The following is a 16,618-nucleotide window of genomic DNA, read 5'->3' as shown; positions in this document are numbered from 1 at the left end:
ATGAATAATTGTTGATGATAGCTTACTTTTCAGATTTATATTGATCCTCCACTTTAGCAAGTAGCTTAATGATTTCCCTGTAAGGTTTATCTTTATTGTGCCGCGATCTTAATACAGCAACTTTCCTTGGTGTTTTTCCATCTTTATTTCTGATTGTAGGATTTGCACCTTTCTCCAATAAAAACCTTATGATCTCTAAATCTCCTCGATATGCAGCATTGTGAAGTGCTGTACTTCCATACCCGTTTATAATATTTACATTAATTCCTTTGTCTATCAAAAACTTGACAACTTCTAAGCATCCTTCTCCTGCAGCATAATGTAGTGTAGTAAGTTTAGAAATTTGCGTATCTACATCTAATAAATTTTTTACTGAAAACTTTACAATTTCTAAGTTACAATTTTCAGATGCAATCCGCAGTATTGTTTTATAATTATCTGTAGCTTTTGCTTTCATATAGCAATAGGTAATAATAACAAATACTACTGTTACTATAAACCACCAAAAGTGTAGCTTATTTCTTGAGTCTCTATTCATATTCAATACTTTTTTCAACATTAAACATTTGGTTTACTGATTTTTTCTTAACGTTGATGCTGATAATCCAGTGCGATAACCTGAACTATCTAACACATGTTCTGCTCTGTCAATTATCCATTCACCGTCTATATCTTGATGAAACCCTAACAAGCTAAGTTTCGCCTCTGCAAATAGTTCTGGATTACCAGGCATAGTGATATCCAATACTGCATTATTTCGCTTTAGTTGTTTTAACTTAGCATTTGCTGCACTTAGTGCTGATTCTACATTAGAGTAAAGCGTTTGTATGGTATAACTTGGACTACCAGAGCCAACTGTTTCTGATATAGTTTCACCCTTTTCATAGCTATGCCATTTTGCAACCACTGAGTTGTACCTACTCACGGTAAAATGCACTTTCCAATTTATCGTGTCTTGAGGTCTAATAGCTGTTGTTCCTAAAGCTTTTCCAGTTGCTGATTTGGCTTTGCCTTTTGGAATAAAAAGTATATATCCGCCAGCTAGCTTTGCCATTGCCTCGTATTCTATTGCTATTTTTGTTAATAAACTTATATCACTTTCTTCTATTTGGTTAATATGTGGAATCAACACATTTTCAAATTCTTCTGCAACTCTGCATCCATATCCGTGCTTTTCTGCTATTTCCTTAACCAAGTTACCTAGAGTAATTTGATGCCATTCTTTAGATACTTTCTCCTTTAATGATAATTTTAAGTTTGTTGCATGAGCTTTTATAAGTAAAGTCTTAGGTGGGTTCTGCACCGTAATCTCATTAACTGTATATATACCCATAGGTATCACTCCGGTTTCTCTGTAACCCAAAGCGATATTTAATTCATTCGGAATATTTAAGTTTTCATCTCTGTAATCAATGCACACTTCAACTACATCGTCTATTGTCCCAGATTCATCGGTAAGGCGCAATGATATAATTCTATCTTTAATTGATTCACATTTATCTATTATAAAATCTGGTTGCATTTATTCCCAGACCTTTAATTTTGACTTTTGTACTGTTTTCTGAATAACAGGAAGCTTTATCTTTAATCCTGCAGGCAAAAAGCTTCCGTATTCTGCCAAACCTAAGTTCTCTGCTAGTACTAATTCTACTACTCCATCCGTAAATCCGTAATGCTTCCAGCAAATCAGGTCTAGCATTTCTCCTTCTTTGGTTAAGTAATATATAGTCATCTATAGCTCTTCAAACTCAGACTAAATTCAACTTTTCTTGGTAGTCCATTAGGTAAAAAATACATCTGCTTTTCTTCTAAACTGGTAATTACGAATTGTCCTAAAATATTACCTAAATTATCTACTAGAACATGTGGCTTTTCAGCTTTTTTCATATTCTTTAATTGATTTAGCCTGTTGAGATTATGCAGATAAATCGTTCCTTCTAAATCTATATTTTCTGCACCTTGACCGATATTTTGCAATAATGGCATATTTTCAATACACTCAATTGTGCTCCAACGATTCTCTCTATTATACTTTAAACTTCTTGGAACAAATTTATACGGGCCAAGAGACAACATTTTAATAAACAGGGTCTATGGTATCAAACAGAACATCACGTGATTTTTCTCTTATCCTTTTTATTACTTCATCAGCAAGGCTACGAACATCTTGATTTGGTGCTGCTTGTACACTTATGTTGAAATAATTATGTTGAGTTTGGTTAAAAGTTTTATTTTCATATTTGCTTTTTACGTACTCTTTTAGATTGAGATCTTTCTCATCTGCTATAGATTTCTTTTCTGCGATAGCATGTTTAATTTTAACATTATTCCAGCTATTTTTAGAAATTCCTTTCATCACACCATTATTTGATAAAAGATTCCCATTATTAAAAACACTATTTTTAGAAAGTACATTGCTAGCTTCTCCATCAACTAACGAAATAACAGTTTTTCTCTTCTCAAATTCTTTTATTGGACTATTTTCTGACACTTTCCCAAATATGCTACTAACTGTATTTCCCATCCATGAAAAAGCCTCTCCTATCGGTTTTATGATTGATTTCCAAAAACTAGCAAAGAATTCCTTCACTTTTTGCCAGTTAGTGATAACAAGTGCTGCACCAGTGACAAGTCCAGTAATTAAAAGCCCTATAGGATTACTCATTACAGCAAGCGTTACTGCTCTTAGTCCTGTTACTACTGCAGGAAAAACTGTAGCTGATAAAAATGAAAAAGTTGCGATTATTTTTGCTCTTAAACCGAGAACTGTACTTGCTAAAAAAGCGAACCCATAACCTAAGCCCACTACTAAGATTTTTAAACTTATTAAAGCTGCTATAGTTCCCATGATTGCTGTAGTTAAAGTTGGGTATTTTTCTGCAAATAAGGCTATGCTCCTAGTTTTTTCTTGTAAAAATTCAGCTATAGATTTTAAAGTAGGCAGCATCACTGAGCCCAGATTCATACCAACTTCAGCTATTGCATTGCGAAGGAGCCGTAGTTTATTGGCTGTAGTATCTGCACGATTTTTAAACTCATCTTGCAGAGAATTGTTGTACTCTTCTTTGTTAGCTAGCAGCTTTATTGCATCCTTGTACTTACTAAAACTTCCAGCTAATAATGCAATATCATCTTGATATTCCTGACCGAAAAGTTTCATAAGGATTGTAGAACGCTCCTGGTTATCCATTTTCTTTAGAGTTTGAAAGAAGTAAAGTAGTGCTTCTTCCCCATTTTCACTTATCCTTTGTACCATTTCTTCTGCGGCTATGCCCATTTCTTCTAGTGCTGCCTTAAACTCTTTTCCTTGACCTTCAGCAGTTTGAAGCTTAGAAAGTAAAGCATTTATAGCAGTTGCAGCTTTCGCTGGTTGTTTGCCTAAGCTAATGAAAGCATTTACTAAACTGCTTGTTTGTTCAAACTTTAATCCAAACTGCTTTGCAGTACCACCAACTATTGCTAGAGCTTCAACCATATCTTTTGCTTTAGCAGCAGTGTTATCTGATAAGTGGTTGATTACATTACCAACGTGCTCCATTTCACTAACATCAATTCCATAAACGTTAGAGAGTTTAGCTATGGAATCACCTGCTTGCTCTGCAGACATATCAAATGCTGTAGACATTTTTGCCACCGTTTCTGTAAATTTGAAAAGATCTTCTTTTTTGATACCAAGTTGACCACCGCTTGCAGCTATTTGTGCCAGTTCTGCGGCTGATAATGGTACAGTACGTGACATCTCTTTTAACTTTTTTGCAAATTTATCAGCTTCCTTTGTCTTTTCATCAAAATCAACTACTTTTGTAACATCAGCCATAGCACTTTCAAAGTCAATAGCAACTTTAATTGGTGCTGCAAGTGAAAGCCCTAGTCCAATAGTCTCTATAATTTGTGACTTAAAATGTGCTTTACTTGCTAAAAAACTTTGGTGACTACGTATTGCAGACCCAAGCTTACCATACTTACCTTTTAATACTTCAATAGAAGAGCCAAGTTTATGTTGGTCACTTACTAAGTACTTAATATTTCTTCCACTTTTTCTTACTTCTTCATTAAATGAATGCAAAGCATCTCTCTTTTTCAAATATGCTTCTTTTGCTTTTATTGCGGAGGTTTTGGCCTTGTCAAATTCTGCTTTTAAAGTTTTGCTCGGTTTCTCTATTGCCTTCATTTGTTTAGCTAAAGATTTTACTTGATCTTCAAAGCCTTTCCATGACCTCTTGCTAGTCAAAACATCATGACCTAACTGCTTAAACTTTGATACTGATTTTAAAGATGAGTCAAGCTTTCTTATATTCTCACCAAGATGAGTAAGTTGACTGCTACTTCCTTTTATTACAGTACTGAAACTGCCATCTAGGACTGCTCCAATTTTTATAGATAACGTTGACATTGTACCTTCCTCGCTGCTTCATGCCATAGAATAAATTCATTAATTTCCATATCAAGCAAAGGCTCAATTCCACTACCAATAATAGAACTGAGCTCGATTACTTCTGACCTCAAGTTTTTTGGATAATCGGTGAAAAAAAATCCTTTAATACCTCTTGTACTTTTACATAATCAGCAATATCTAACTCTTCAATTGCTTCTTTTGCAACTGATGTCAAATTGGCAGTCAAAGTTACTTCCTTACTTAGATCACTACCATTAAGTCTCTCAATAGCTATATAATCTCTAACTTTTGGACGTCTAATGGTAAGCTCTGAGATAGAAATACCATCAACTGTTATTGGATTATCAAGTTTTACTGTTGTCATACTTTCTCCTAAAAAATAAAATTCTAAAATCTTTTTAAAACTAAACCTAAATACCTAAAACCGTTTGCAGCAAGGCCATTTGATCCACACCATTTATCTTTCTAATCATATTTTCAGCGTCGATCTCTATCAGTTCATTACCACCTATCGTAAGTTTATAGTAATGGGCAGCTACAGTGCATTTTAGAGTGGCTTTTTCAGCAGGTTTCCAGCTACCAAAATCAAATTCTTTGAATATGCCTCTGAGGTTGATAATTACTCCTTCAATATCATTGCTACCACTTCCTTGCATTCCTCCACGGAGCGTCAAAGATACTGAGTTTCCATCTATCAAGCCAAAAAGTCTAAATAGTTCTGAATCATACTCAGCGAAAGTAAAGTCTGCTTCAAGCTTTTCCATGCCCATGTCAATATTTATTGGGATATCCATACCACCAGCACGGTACTCCTCTGTTTTTATGGTAAGCTTCGGCAAAGTTATTTCATCTATTTTCCCTGCATAGCCTCTACCATCAACAAATACGTTAAAATTTCTCAGTATTTTCGGTAACATTTTTCCTCTTTCTCCCCTTTTTATAATATTGTACCACTCACGAGGTGTGACCTAAAAGTAATCTGTTCAGCTGGATATGATGGTGTAAACTCAAAGTCAAAATATACTTTTCCGCTTGCAATATTTATAGGTGTATTGAGCTCTGGTGTTGCATAACATTTTCCGCTGATAATAGCTCCTTGCGCTTTTAAATTTGCCAGGTAAGAATTCACCCCCTCAATCACATCATCTATATAAGTTTTGGTGATATTGCGATCAACTGCCCAGAGATGAGCCCTAAGTAGGCTGTCATTAATAAGGTCTGCAGTCCTTCTCACTGATAAAAAAGCCCATTTTGAGTCATCTGAACATGTTCTATTGCCCCAAAGCCTATAGCCACTTTGATGAATTATCGTTGTTACTTCATTTTCATTCAAGTGGTTTGCTCTACAATTTATATTACCGAGCGTAAAATCAATAGGCCTGCTTGTTCCAACAATACCATTTATCTCTTTATTTGAAGGTGAGTGCCAGAAGCCTTGCTCGCTGTCTATCTTAGCTATTAAACCAGCTACAAATGGACTCGATGGCAAGATTTCTTCTTTTCCTTCAATAAGTACCTTCACCCATGGATCAACTACGTAAACTCTTGAGCTGCCTACACTTTTTCTCCATTTTATTGCTTCTTCATCATTAGTATTTGGCCCATCTGCTACTATTATGCTTCTCAGCTTTTCTGCTACTCCTATCAAAGCTGCTACTACTGGGTTTTTAGGATTTTCAGATTCAGGCAATTGATGAGTAAACTGAGGTGCAATTAATATTCTTGGAGCAACATGGACTATACTTTCACTGCTGAGGAACGCCTCTATTCCCTGATATTCTCCAGTTTCTTCGTTAACTCCACCAATTATATTCTTCAGCGTCTCTTCTTCTTTTAATTTTGGATCACTGTTTTCACTTTCTTCAACTCGAATAACTACTACTGTTGCACCAATTTGGGAAAATACTCCATTTACTGCTGAAAAAAGAGTTCCACTCCTTCCAAGTTTTGCTGCTTGTTTTAAACTTCCTGCTATTAATACTGGTTTATTTAGTGGAAACTTTTGCTCGTCAGCTTCAGGTGCAGTACCGATTACACCTATCACTGATGATTTAGCTGTACGTACTGCCCTTGTTCCAGAGGTTACCTCTATAACGTTTACTCCGTGCAAAAATTCTTCAGCCATTTCTTTGTATTTTTTTCCTAAAATCATCGAGCAAAGTCTTTAGCTCATTTTCACTCTTGGCTTCTTCAATCTTTCTTTTGGCTAAATTTTCAAGCTCTTCACATTTAATTATTGCTTTTACTGCTTTTTTCACTTTTTCCTCAATTATTCTTGCCATTTCAATAACCGTAATACCACGGACTTTTGCTAAAGGTTCTATAATTTCTTTATCCTTTTCATCTTGGTCTGCTAGAATGCTTTTTGCGGCTTTCGCTTGTATCGCATACGACTTAGACTTCTGGTGAGAATGTCCTGTGTATTGGTTAGTATAGTTATCATAATAAGCACGAAGATTAGAAAGTGCAGAAAATTTCGCATTTTGTAATAACTCCAATTCAATATCCTCTTGATTCCGCTGAGCAATTTTGCCTCCTTCTGTTAAACAATAACTTTTTTGCCAATCAAAATCTTTTGGCGCTTCATACCAATTTTTACCTTTTGGCTTGCTTTCAAGTATTGTTGTTTCTACTTGTTTATCATTTTCAAATCTAATGTAGATAGACATTGTTTGTTACCTCCAAATCTCATGCGTGTTAGATAATCCTGGACATTGCCAAGCCCTTAGCGTTCTCTCTACATCTATCTCAAGCCCCGTGGTGAGAAAATTGCTGCGAAAATTATATATTCCCCACTGAATAAATTGACCATAGATTGTGCTATACGTGTTCTCACTTGCAAAGAACTCAGGTGTCTCACCAACTCTTTCACCTTCTGAGTGAAGATTAGATGACGTATAAAGTAACACTGTAACGGTTTTTCCTGCTGGAATGAGTATGTTACCTGATGCAATAAATTCAGGACTGTTAATTTCATGCTGGTAAATACGTGTCCAAGTAATTCTCGAAATCTCTGACTTCCTTGTATTAGTTTTATCAGGTGTACCTATAAATAATCCTGCTCCTCCATAATTAACTTCATCTTTATACCACATTGCAGATCCAACAAAGTTTAGAGTTTTACTTATATCTACATTGCTTGTGTTTTTTACGAATATTACTCCCAGTGCAGCATAAGGGTATTTCAGCATATTGAATTGCTCAGAAAATCCATCATACATAAATCTTGGGTATGATTCTCCATAGATAAATGTACCTTTGCTTCCCTCTAAAAAACTGAGTTGTCTTGGCCGATAAAAACTAACATAGCTTGTATCATATGTGTGAGTACCTGCTAGTAGTTGTAGCATATAGTCTGTTTTTGTTACATCACTACTCCACTGACCAAGCTCAGTTGTAAAAGTTCCGTGGCCAAAGTAATTATTTTTTCTACTTAGTACACCAAATAAAAAAGGTAATGCTCCAGGTTCAATCATATGACGATTTCTTACTTCTTTCATGATTGATGAGCCACTTGGTACATCATTAACAGTACGGAAGTTATTCACTAAACCTTTAAGACCATCTTTATGATCATTGCCAACACTATTTATTGCTGCAATATTGGCATTCTTTCTCGTATCAAGTAGCGATAAATTTGTTGTTCCTTTTTCATCAATTCTCTTTAATAACTGCTTCTCTGATTCAGAGATCACTGCTAAAGAACTAGCTTTTTTATTATCCAGATCAGTTAAGTGTTTTTTTGCACTATCAAGAAGTTCTTTTAGCTTACCATCTGTCATCTGCACAATTTCAGAAACTGCACTTTTGTCGACTATTGATTCCAATGCTTTAGCAAGATATGCTAATTGATCTGGTGTACTGTTTTCTGCTAAATCCTTAAGCCTCTTTTGTAGTGCATCAATTATCTCTTTTATTTTAGCCATTTGCACAATATCAGAAATAGCTTTTTTACCTATCATCGATTCTAATGATTTAGCAAGGTACGCTAATTGATCAGGTGTGCTATTTGCTGCTAAATCTTTAATTCTTTGATGCAATGCATCTATGGCTTCGTTAGCAATGGTCATTCCAAAAATTCAAAAAAGTCTCAAAATTCAGTCGTTCAGATGCTTTTTTAAGCTGATTGTGCTCATTCTCTCTTTTAGCGATATCTTCATCTATTTTCTCAATTGTAGTACGGATACGTACCACATCTTGAACTGCAATATTTTCTGGATGAGGCAGTGGATATCCTCGTTTGGTTTGGTCATTTGGCATTGGTTTATGTGACAATAATTCTCAAATTTTTGACTTTAGGACGATAAACAACCGTTCCACTTAAAACCAATTTTATCCTTGTCTCATTAGCATTAAAGTTTGTCAGTACATGAGTTCTCTCCACCCAGCTTTCTCCAATTGGTTTTCCTGATGTTAAATTTACTAATTGCCAATCCACATTTTTTTGCACATATGCTTTTACATCTGCAGTGCCAGGTATCAGCGCATCATACGTTATGGTGATTTTAGTGTTAGCTCCTGCTGTAATGCTTCTAGTTACATAATCTCCTTTTTCCCCTATATTACCCATAACTAGCTGTAACCCAGGATATAGCACTGGACTTTTTTCTTTTGACCCTTTTAAATTTGCCTTTACTGTTAGCTCTCCAGATAATCTTTCACGCAGTGCGAGTGGTAAATTATCAGACAGAAAGTTTTCTTTTCCCTCTTCATCTGTTAAGATAAATTCCACATTGGTATCAAATGCTACTTTTTCGACGTTCGTCAAAACAATTAAATCTGAAGTATTGGTTGCTGTAACTTTGCCAAGATCAATAACATGAGAATTTTCGCTAAATTTTGCAGCTAGTAGTCGAAACGTTAAATCTAAATTTTGATGTGGAGTCCAGGTGCTTGCATTGCTTGATGACAGTAATACTCCTACTTGATATGGCTGGCTTGTTACCCAACGGCTATTTACTGCATCATATTTGCCAAGTTCTGCTATTTTTACTGCAGTATCTGCATCATCAGTAAGTAGTACTATTGCATACTCCTCTTCTGCATGGCAAAACACTGGTGACCACTCTATACGTGTTGCTGTGCCATCTATCTTTATATCTTTTGGCTCAATATAACTTTCAGCAATGACAGTCTGCGAGGGCATTCCCACTGCTGTTTCTCTAATCTGCACAACAACACGTTTTTTGCCGCTATTTGTGAACCATAAGTTTAGGCCTCCTATGTGTCTGCTCTCATTTAAAGTAAATGTTTGGGCTAAAGGGTCAATTCTTCTTGCTGCGATAACTCTTCTTCTCTCTTCTATGGTAATAGTTTTTTTACCAGTATAAGTTGTCTCTCCATAGCTTCCTTTATCCCCATAAAATTGTACTAATTTAGTACCTGCTGGAATATTAGCAGGAACGGTAAATCTTCCTTTTAATTTTCCCTGGTTGTTAGCTGTGAGCATATTTTTACCTCTTACGCAGTAGGCTGAATGAAGATACCATCGAACTTCACCTCCTTGAGCTTTTCATTTGGCTCAAAACCTTCGATCTCAAAATTCTGTACTGCTTCTCGCATAAATTCAGTTTCATAAGAATTACTTGACAATAGCTCTGTTGTTTCTCTAGTATTAAACACTCTAGTTACTGGACTTTTCCAATTCGTGGTAACCTCTGTCCAGTGGTCAATGTTTTTATTTAGAGTAATTTGTGCCGGGACTGGATCAAAAGCTTGATATGGATTGATCTTTTCTCCTTTGGTCTGTAAAAGCTGCTCCAGTACCGGTTCAAGTTCATACGGCAACAAATAAGTTTTTTCTCCTCCATCAATATCAGCAATAGTTACATCTATTGGTAAAATTAGTTCCTTGTTTACTATCGCTGCAGACTGCGAAATTCCTTGATCGCGCATATCATCATCAAAGAATGAATCAACAAATACTCCTTTTTTGGTGGTAGGTTCTCTTGAATTTGCATCACTGCGTAGACGTTCCTCTGCAACCAGCGCATAAAGATCATTTATTCCTTTTTTCATTGCTTCAAGCTCATTCATCGGTACAGCATGAATAGCATTATTCACTATTTTTACCCCTTCTTTTTCTCCGTTTTTCCATGTCTGATGAATGTAGCAGAGCAAAAGTTGTCCGCTAGGTGCTTTAGGCATTGATGGTCGCCAAGGGTGAGCTATACCTTTTATTCTCCTTACTGCTCCTTTGCTATCGATAGTAATTAAATCATAGCGTGGCATTTTCCAGGTGTAATCAATCAGAACCAAGCTGTTATCAACTGCTCCTTTTACTTTACATCCCTCTTCGCTTATATCTTCAGGGCTTATATGAGTGCGGCAGCGATAAGTTATTTGGTAACTACTTCCAGGAGCTGGTTCTTTACCAGGTAATGACCAATCAACGTTTCCTGCGTTTAGTTTGTAATCTATACTATTTTCATAAATAACATTGCCTTGTTTAACTTGAATAATCTCAAGTACTGCAGAGTCAGGTATCGGATCAATAGCTCCAGAATATGAACCGTGAGTAACAGTAATGGTTTTTTGAACAGTTATATCTACTTTTTTAATTTCACTTATTGGAAAATCATTAACCTTCAGTTCCATTACTCTTTGGCTATTTGGCTGAAAAGTATGTGGTTCTGATTCAACTGATTTTATATCCGGATCTTCATCAAAAGAAACACGAATACTGTGAGGAAGTTCAATCTCATAGCCATCAACATGAGCTTTGCCCTCATTAATCACAAATATTTTTTTTCCTCCTTCTCTCTCTTCCTTTTGCAGGAACATTACTTCAAGACCATTTACGACGTAGGAACCATTTGCTTCTTTATCATAACGAGCAAGAGCTGTAGTTACTATGTTTGCTTGTGGTGGCGGTGAATTTTCTATTAATACTCCATTTTCAATGTTATAAATTGGATAAAATTCTCCTGAAGCATTAGTAGTCACACCCTCAGCTTGATAACTCCAAGTGGTGGAAACTTTAAGCCTTGCAGCGCCTACTTCTTGATAATTACGTGTACCAACAGCAGGATCACGAAGGTTTTCATCCTCAAGTTCTGTAATCGTAGATTCTACATAATAAACACCTATGCGAACTGTGGTACTCAGTGGAATAACAAATTCTTCTTTTTCGACTTTTCTAACTGCACCGCGCAGATAGATTTTTCCTCCCTCAAGTGTAGCTTTACCAGTGTCTCTATCTATAATACAGTTGCTTCCTGTTATAACATCACCATCACGAAATATTGCATCACCTATGCCTTTAAGCTTAGAAAGAGCATACTCCTGAGTCTCATTTAATTCTGCTGACTGTAGACCTCTTCCTGCAAGAAACAAGCTTTTTTCGTATTCTTTGTCAGGATTAAAGCGGTTATAATAACTATTTAAGGTCATCTTTTTTCTCTTTTTCTAAAATGTCACTACAAACGAAAAAGTTTCCCGAGTTGCTGCAGTTCTGATAAGTGGTACGGTGTGTTCTAAAACTAACAAAATTCCCGGATTTTCCACGTCTTTTGGTTCAAAATATCTCTGTCCTCTAGGTAATTCTTTTTTTACTTTAGTACCAACTATAACCCCAAGCTCCCTGATAACTTGATTTGCTGCATCCGTGAAATCGAAAGTAAATTTAAGGTACAAATTATTGGTTGGTACATTTGAGGGCCTAAACCTTCCAGAAGGAGTTATAAGTTCGCCGTTTTCATCACCTGTACAGAATAGCACTTCGTCTGCAGTACGTCTGCCAAGTTCATTCAAGAGCTTTATAGAATTTATAGGTTCAGGTGGTGTGCTTTCAGTATACTGTACAGTAACTTTATCACTTACTGGAATAGAGCTATTTTCCGTACGTTTTATTAGACCAGTACTACTATCAACTGTATAGTCAACACTTGGCTGATAAGTTGTTTGTCCGATAAAAACTTTTACGTCTTTAATGGGATGGTGATCTAGGGCTATTTCATCCTCAACAAAAACTTTTTCGACTTGATGACTACTTTCCCAATTGGCATCACCACTGCCCCAAGCAAGATGTATTGGTTGCTCTTTTATGCTGGCTGCTATTGCTGCTCTTCCTGACTCTGTGAGTATTGACATTTCCCTTCTTACGCAGACCTATTACTTAATATATACATTTTTCATTGTTGTATGTTTAAGTGAAAGAAAAATATTTTTATCGATTTGTTTTCTTAAATCTTTGTTATAATTTTTACCGTTGACTAGTTTTTGAATTATGTTAAATGTAGCGTATTATATTATACATAATATATGGTTAATCTTTATCCTAGTAGAGAATTCTGGGAGAGTAGTTTGGAAATGCCAGTAGATCATTGGCTACCTAGCTTTCAAGATGAAGAAATACGTAAAAATTGGCTTAATTCTCTTTCAGGTAGACAACTAAATGTTATTTTTCAGTATTCCTTTACACATAAGCAAAATGGCCAATTATTTGAATTTCAGAAACATGACGATATTTCAGTTCAAGAACAACGCAAAATTCTTATAGGTTGCTCAGACTCTTTGTTCAGCTATTATCTACTTAGCCACTTCAACCATTCTAAACTTGAGTCTGCTGTTGTTGAAGTAGCAAGGTCTGTTTTGACTGAAGAGTTGATCACAAACTTTCTATGTAAAAATAACAAACATGATAAAAAATCCTTAATTTTTGTTTTATTCCATAGTGACCCAGAATTAATCAAATGTGTTTACCACTTTGATAAAGTACAAAAGAGAGGATTTTCATCTTTTACTTTACAGAACTCTCCAAGGCAGATGAAAACTCCATTTAAAAACTTTATATCAAAAGAAGTTACTTACCGATTACTAAAAGAATACGATGCTGAAAAAGATGATGGCTTTGAAACTCAACTACAAGGTTTTTTCTATCATCAAAATCGTATATATGTGTTTATACGTCGAGCTAGCGATAAGGACTTACTTTTTAATTCAAATCGTATTATCCATGGATATAGACCAAGTTGGATTATTCTGGATTTTTCATTGCACGGTAATCAAGTAAACCTGTGTGCTAAGAATTTTAATGAAAGCCTAAAAATAGCAAATAGTATCGTAAGTAATTATTTTGAATGTGAATGCTTATTTATCGACATGAAAGACCAGAATTGTACACTTCTTGTTGCAACATTCTTGAAATCTTCCATAGAAGGTACTGATCCTAATATTTGTCTATTTGAGGTAAAATTTCGTTCAACTCAGCTCAAGAAAGACACGTACTTAGTTGTAGTGACTAATCCAGTTAACTCAATTGCTCGAGAGTTACAAATTCTAAAACTAACAATTGAACAAGATAATTCACTTGTTGAATCTATTCGTATTGTATTTCAAGAGAAGAAAGTAACTCTGTTCTTTAAAAGAAATGAACATTATACTATTATTTATTACTCAGAGCACATACTTAATAAAAAAGAGCGTGAAGATTTTAAATCATTAATGAAAGAAACCTATGGACTTACAATCCTCCCAAAAGCAAGCTGTTGCAGATATTCTGAGATCTCATGACTCTTGGATTGATCCTAGTAAAGCCTATCTAGAAGCTGCATTGTGGTTGTCTGACCTCAGCTTTATTAAGCTAAAAGAAGTTGATTTTGTTATTTGCTCCCGCATAGAAGACCATCTAGATTGGCCTAACGTATTCTACCCAGACTGTAATAATGAAATTCCTATTAGTCGAGATTTTGATGAAGAGTGTGATGACATGATTTGTGAAGATTGTTGTCGCTACATTTTACCAAATACACATCAAAAACAACGATTTCACCTACTATCAACCAATCTTAACTTAGAAAAAATTGCAAGTTGGTTCGAGGATTTATTAAGCGGCTCAAGATTAATCTGGCGAAGAGCAGCAGAAGGAGTTTATCACATAAGCAGCCAAAGTAGTATAGTAAGCGTAATTATTCTTGACCTTTGCACTGATGCAGTACATTTAACCGTAGATAAACTGAGAATTCAGCCCAATATTCTAATTACCGTAAGAGAAGATGTACCAAACTTGCCATTAGTTTTACCTATTGTAAAAATGTCTGATCTTTTTTGTGAGCATAAAACTTTAAATGAAATACTTTGTGAAGCAGCTATACCAGAATTAATTGCTAATGTTTCTACGCAAATATTTCCCATTATTTCACTAAAGGAAGTCAAGCCTAAATCACCAAAAAAGGTTCTACAACTAAAGTTTTCACATGGTGTAGTTTACATTAATGATATTGAAGTAGTAAATAAACGAGCTACATTGTGTATTAGTATTTTTCGCGTTTTATTCAAACAATTCCTTAATGATTTTGAAAATGATGTACCGTTAGAGAAACATATACCCCTTAGCATTGAAAAAATAGCAGACCGTTTAACTTTTCATTCTGAAATTACAGATTTAGAACAACAAATAAGATATCCTCTGAATAAAATGCAAAGAACGATAAAAGAAAAACTAGCCAATCAATTGGGATTAAGCATTAAACGTGATGATGTTATTCAAACCATTGGTTGGCCAGAATTAACTTGTAAAGAACACGGTTATCGTCTTAATCCCTTTACTCTTATGTTAAAAAGGTAAATTTCTGCTTCGCCTCTTGTATTTCCTTATTCTCAGTTAAACACACAAATGTATCTGGTTCATTCATTACACCAAATTCCGAAAAACCTTCTTCTTTAAACCCTATTCTTTTGCATACTAAATACCGCAAACTTGTGAATACCAACTGCCATTAACCTTACTGATAAACTTTGTTGGCAAGGACTGACCATTTTTTGACTCAAACATCAATTGGCGAATACTTTCCTCTTCAATTGGTTTTAACATGAGCATACCAGAAGTATAAACATTTCTTAAACTACTTGCACCACTTAAACTTTGAAAAGGATTTTCCTTAGGAAGCTTTTTATTAACATTGTGAGTTAAGATCACTCCTGCACTTGGATTAATTGTAGAACGTAACTTTTCGACTTTTTCCTGCAAAAAGGAATACATAACATTGTTGTCATTTTCATTTTTATAGTTAAAGACATTGCGTAAAGAGTCAATAACGATAACATCTACCTCTGCTGGGTTGAAAAATTGTTTTACGGTATTATAAACTTTACTCTCGTCAAGTAGTAAATTAGTATCAGATGTAATAGCAAAGTTATTGGCAACTAAGTCCAAAAGTTTGCTGTCAATCTTAAGTTGTTGTAGTCTCTCACGCATATAGTGATAGCCAACATCAGTTTGTAGATAAAAGATTTTTAGAGGTTTTACTGGTACCATATCAAAAAATGGAACACCTGCTGACATATTAGCGAGCCAAGAAATCAAAAAATCAGTTTTTCCCACTTTAGGAGTACCACCAAATACTAATAATCCACCTGGTATTAAGATTCTTGGGGAAATTATATCTTTTGGTATTGGTGACTTATCGTTTAAATACTGCTTTACAGAAAAAGCTGAGATGTTTTCTTTTACTACTGGATTGGCTGATATTAACAGCTGGTTTATATCTATTTCTTCTACAATAGCATCAAGAGCACTCCATCCACTCTTTTTACCTTCTGGGATGTTTAGAATAGAGTACTTTAGATTACTCAGCTTATTAGCTATTTTTTCAGCATACTGTTTACCTGCTTCATTATTGTCTGGCCAAATGATGATCTGCTTTCCATTGAGAGGTGAAAAGTCTGTCTGATCAATTGAGTCAAACATTACTGTTGTTGCTGTGATACCATGATTTGTTAATTTTTCAGCACATTTTTCGCCTTTTACTATAACTACTCTGTCTGATTTTATGATTTCAGGAATGTTGAAAAGAGGCCTTGAATCACTACTGCGCGTTTTAGTATTCCAAGCATAATAACTGTTATCATTATAAAGATAGACATAAATAATGTCTTTGCCGTTTTCATCACGGTAAATGAATCTTTCAGCATTGAGCCATTTTGATATTAAGCCAATAACGTCAAAAAGTTTAGTTTTACCAGTAACAAATGCCCAAAGACTGATGATATCTCCACTTTTACCGGTAACTAGGCTAGACCAATTTCCTGCCTTCATGTCGACTACGATTTGGTCCTTTTGTAGATCAGCAATACAAAACTTCTTTTTATAGAATCTTCCATTAGGAAAAAGATGAGAAATGCATGCTTTAATATTATGAAGTAGCAGTGATCTAATTCCTAAAACATCTTCAGAATCTTTCCACAAAAAGTTTTCTGTAATACTCCAAAAATCCATATATC

The 16,618-nt window shown here is 35.0% G+C and carries 17 protein-coding genes; 2 read left to right on the top strand and 15 right to left on the bottom strand.

What is annotated here, in order from left to right:
- Window positions 1–22: 22 nt before the first annotated feature.
- From ABWU65_RS00460 to ABWU65_RS00395, 14 genes are all read right to left on the bottom strand, one after another.
- Window positions 23–538 (bottom strand): ankyrin repeat domain-containing protein, encoded by a 516-nt coding sequence (locus tag ABWU65_RS00460; protein WP_353280053.1) that lies wholly within the window; start codon window positions 536–538, stop codon window positions 23–25.
- A gap of 33 nt (window positions 539–571) precedes the next feature.
- Window positions 572–1,522, bottom strand: coding sequence for a phage tail protein (locus ABWU65_RS00455; RefSeq protein ID WP_353280051.1), 951 nt, complete (start codon window positions 1,520–1,522; stop codon window positions 572–574).
- Window positions 1,523–1,732 (bottom strand): tail protein X, encoded by a 210-nt coding sequence (locus ABWU65_RS00450; protein ID WP_226080802.1) that lies wholly within the window; start codon window positions 1,730–1,732, stop codon window positions 1,523–1,525.
- The gene (locus ABWU65_RS00445) at window positions 1,729–2,076 is read right to left on the bottom strand and encodes a phage tail protein (RefSeq protein WP_226080801.1); all 348 of its coding nucleotides are present in this window, start codon (window positions 2,074–2,076) and stop codon (window positions 1,729–1,731) included. The genes ABWU65_RS00450 and ABWU65_RS00445 overlap by 4 nt, the downstream gene beginning before the upstream one ends.
- Before the next feature lies 1 nt (window position 2,077).
- The gene (locus ABWU65_RS00440) at window positions 2,078–4,393 is read right to left on the bottom strand and encodes a phage tail tape measure protein (protein ID WP_353280049.1); all 2,316 of its coding nucleotides are present in this window, start codon (window positions 4,391–4,393) and stop codon (window positions 2,078–2,080) included.
- A 109-nt stretch (window positions 4,394–4,502) separates the two neighbouring features.
- Window positions 4,503–4,760 carry a phage tail assembly protein gene (locus ABWU65_RS00435; protein ID WP_253303115.1) on the bottom strand — a complete coding sequence of 86 codons (258 nt, stop codon included), beginning with the start codon at window positions 4,758–4,760 and terminating at the stop codon, window positions 4,503–4,505.
- 46 nt (window positions 4,761–4,806) lie between these two features.
- Entirely contained in the window at window positions 4,807–5,313 is a 507-nt protein-coding gene (locus ABWU65_RS00430; RefSeq protein WP_253303116.1) for a phage major tail tube protein, read from the bottom strand.
- A 20-nt stretch (window positions 5,314–5,333) separates the two neighbouring features.
- Window positions 5,334–6,521, bottom strand: a complete 1,188-nt coding sequence (locus tag ABWU65_RS00425) for a phage tail sheath subtilisin-like domain-containing protein (protein WP_353280621.1) — start codon at window positions 6,519–6,521, stop codon at window positions 5,334–5,336.
- Window positions 6,514–7,065 carry a hypothetical protein gene (locus tag ABWU65_RS00420; protein WP_253303117.1) on the bottom strand — a complete coding sequence of 184 codons (552 nt, stop codon included), beginning with the start codon at window positions 7,063–7,065 and terminating at the stop codon, window positions 6,514–6,516. Before ABWU65_RS00420 ends, ABWU65_RS00425 begins: the two co-directional genes overlap by 8 nt.
- Window positions 7,066–7,071: 6 nt before the next feature.
- The gene (locus tag ABWU65_RS00415) at window positions 7,072–8,466 is read right to left on the bottom strand and encodes a hypothetical protein (RefSeq protein ID WP_353280046.1); all 1,395 of its coding nucleotides are present in this window, start codon (window positions 8,464–8,466) and stop codon (window positions 7,072–7,074) included.
- Window positions 8,453–8,656 (bottom strand): hypothetical protein, encoded by a 204-nt coding sequence (locus ABWU65_RS00410; RefSeq protein ID WP_353280045.1) that lies wholly within the window; start codon window positions 8,654–8,656, stop codon window positions 8,453–8,455. The genes ABWU65_RS00415 and ABWU65_RS00410 overlap by 14 nt, the downstream gene beginning before the upstream one ends.
- A gap of 4 nt (window positions 8,657–8,660) precedes the next feature.
- A complete protein-coding gene (locus ABWU65_RS00405) occupies window positions 8,661–9,845 on the bottom strand; it encodes a hypothetical protein (RefSeq protein ID WP_353280043.1) in 1,185 nt (394 codons plus the stop codon).
- An 11-nt stretch (window positions 9,846–9,856) separates the two neighbouring features.
- Window positions 9,857–11,788, bottom strand: a complete 1,932-nt coding sequence (locus ABWU65_RS00400; RefSeq protein ID WP_353280041.1) for a DUF4815 domain-containing protein — start codon at window positions 11,786–11,788, stop codon at window positions 9,857–9,859.
- A 15-nt stretch (window positions 11,789–11,803) separates the two neighbouring features.
- Entirely contained in the window at window positions 11,804–12,487 is a 684-nt protein-coding gene (locus tag ABWU65_RS00395; protein WP_353280039.1) for a hypothetical protein, read from the bottom strand.
- Window positions 12,488–12,658: 171 nt separating this feature from the next.
- On the opposite strand from ABWU65_RS00395, the gene ABWU65_RS00390 reads away from it, so the two are divergent.
- Together ABWU65_RS00390 and ABWU65_RS00385 are read left to right on the top strand one after the other, a co-directional pair.
- Window positions 12,659–13,909 carry a hypothetical protein gene (locus ABWU65_RS00390; protein ID WP_353280038.1) on the top strand — a complete coding sequence of 417 codons (1,251 nt, stop codon included), beginning with the start codon at window positions 12,659–12,661 and terminating at the stop codon, window positions 13,907–13,909.
- A complete protein-coding gene (locus ABWU65_RS00385; RefSeq protein ID WP_264685616.1) occupies window positions 13,854–14,963 on the top strand; it encodes a hypothetical protein in 1,110 nt (369 codons plus the stop codon). The genes ABWU65_RS00390 and ABWU65_RS00385 overlap by 56 nt, the downstream gene beginning before the upstream one ends.
- A 117-nt stretch (window positions 14,964–15,080) precedes the next feature.
- Here ABWU65_RS00385 and ABWU65_RS00380 read toward each other — a convergent pair whose 3' ends face one another.
- Window positions 15,081–16,613 carry an AAA family ATPase gene (locus tag ABWU65_RS00380; protein ID WP_264685617.1) on the bottom strand — a complete coding sequence of 511 codons (1,533 nt, stop codon included), beginning with the start codon at window positions 16,611–16,613 and terminating at the stop codon, window positions 15,081–15,083.
- Window positions 16,614–16,618: the final 5 nt, after the last annotated feature.

The sequence above is a fragment of the Wolbachia endosymbiont (group B) of Silvanus unidentatus genome (assembly GCF_964028615.1).
Lineage (GTDB): Bacteria > Pseudomonadota > Alphaproteobacteria > Rickettsiales > Anaplasmataceae > Wolbachia.
This window is presented reverse-complemented; position numbering and strand designations above follow the sequence as displayed.

Excerpts from the sequence above, each read along its gene's own strand:
- ABWU65_RS00415 (WP_353280046.1), bottom strand. The coding sequence starts at position 8,466 with ATGACCATTGCTAACGAAGCCATAGATGCATTGCATCAAAGAATTAAA.
- ABWU65_RS00410 (WP_353280045.1), bottom strand. The coding sequence starts at position 8,656 with ATGCCAAATGACCAAACCAAACGAGGATATCCACTGCCTCATCCAGAA.
- ABWU65_RS00450 (WP_226080802.1), bottom strand. The coding sequence starts at position 1,732 with ATGACTATATATTACTTAACCAAAGAAGGAGAAATGCTAGACCTGATT.
- ABWU65_RS00455 (WP_353280051.1), bottom strand. The coding sequence starts at position 1,522 with ATGCAACCAGATTTTATAATAGATAAATGTGAATCAATTAAAGATAGA.
- ABWU65_RS00430 (WP_253303116.1), bottom strand. The coding sequence starts at position 5,313 with ATGTTACCGAAAATACTGAGAAATTTTAACGTATTTGTTGATGGTAGA.
- ABWU65_RS00380 (WP_264685617.1), bottom strand. The coding sequence starts at position 16,613 with ATGGATTTTTGGAGTATTACAGAAAACTTTTTGTGGAAAGATTCTGAA.
- ABWU65_RS00435 (WP_253303115.1), bottom strand. The coding sequence starts at position 4,760 with ATGACAACAGTAAAACTTGATAATCCAATAACAGTTGATGGTATTTCT.
- ABWU65_RS00420 (WP_253303117.1), bottom strand. The coding sequence starts at position 7,065 with ATGTCTATCTACATTAGATTTGAAAATGATAAACAAGTAGAAACAACA.
- ABWU65_RS00405 (WP_353280043.1), bottom strand. The coding sequence starts at position 9,845 with ATGCTCACAGCTAACAACCAGGGAAAATTAAAAGGAAGATTTACCGTT.
- ABWU65_RS00425 (WP_353280621.1), bottom strand. The coding sequence starts at position 6,521 with ATGGCTGAAGAATTTTTGCACGGAGTAAACGTTATAGAGGTAACCTCT.
- ABWU65_RS00400 (WP_353280041.1), bottom strand. The coding sequence starts at position 11,788 with ATGACCTTAAATAGTTATTATAACCGCTTTAATCCTGACAAAGAATAC.
- ABWU65_RS00445 (WP_226080801.1), bottom strand. The coding sequence starts at position 2,076 with ATGTTGTCTCTTGGCCCGTATAAATTTGTTCCAAGAAGTTTAAAGTAT.
- ABWU65_RS00460 (WP_353280053.1), bottom strand. The coding sequence starts at position 538 with ATGAATAGAGACTCAAGAAATAAGCTACACTTTTGGTGGTTTATAGTA.
- ABWU65_RS00385 (WP_264685616.1), top strand. The coding sequence starts at position 13,854 with ATGGACTTACAATCCTCCCAAAAGCAAGCTGTTGCAGATATTCTGAGA.
- ABWU65_RS00390 (WP_353280038.1), top strand. The coding sequence starts at position 12,659 with ATGGTTAATCTTTATCCTAGTAGAGAATTCTGGGAGAGTAGTTTGGAA.
- ABWU65_RS00440 (WP_353280049.1), bottom strand. The coding sequence starts at position 4,393 with ATGTCAACGTTATCTATAAAAATTGGAGCAGTCCTAGATGGCAGTTTC.
- ABWU65_RS00395 (WP_353280039.1), bottom strand. The coding sequence starts at position 12,487 with ATGTCAATACTCACAGAGTCAGGAAGAGCAGCAATAGCAGCCAGCATA.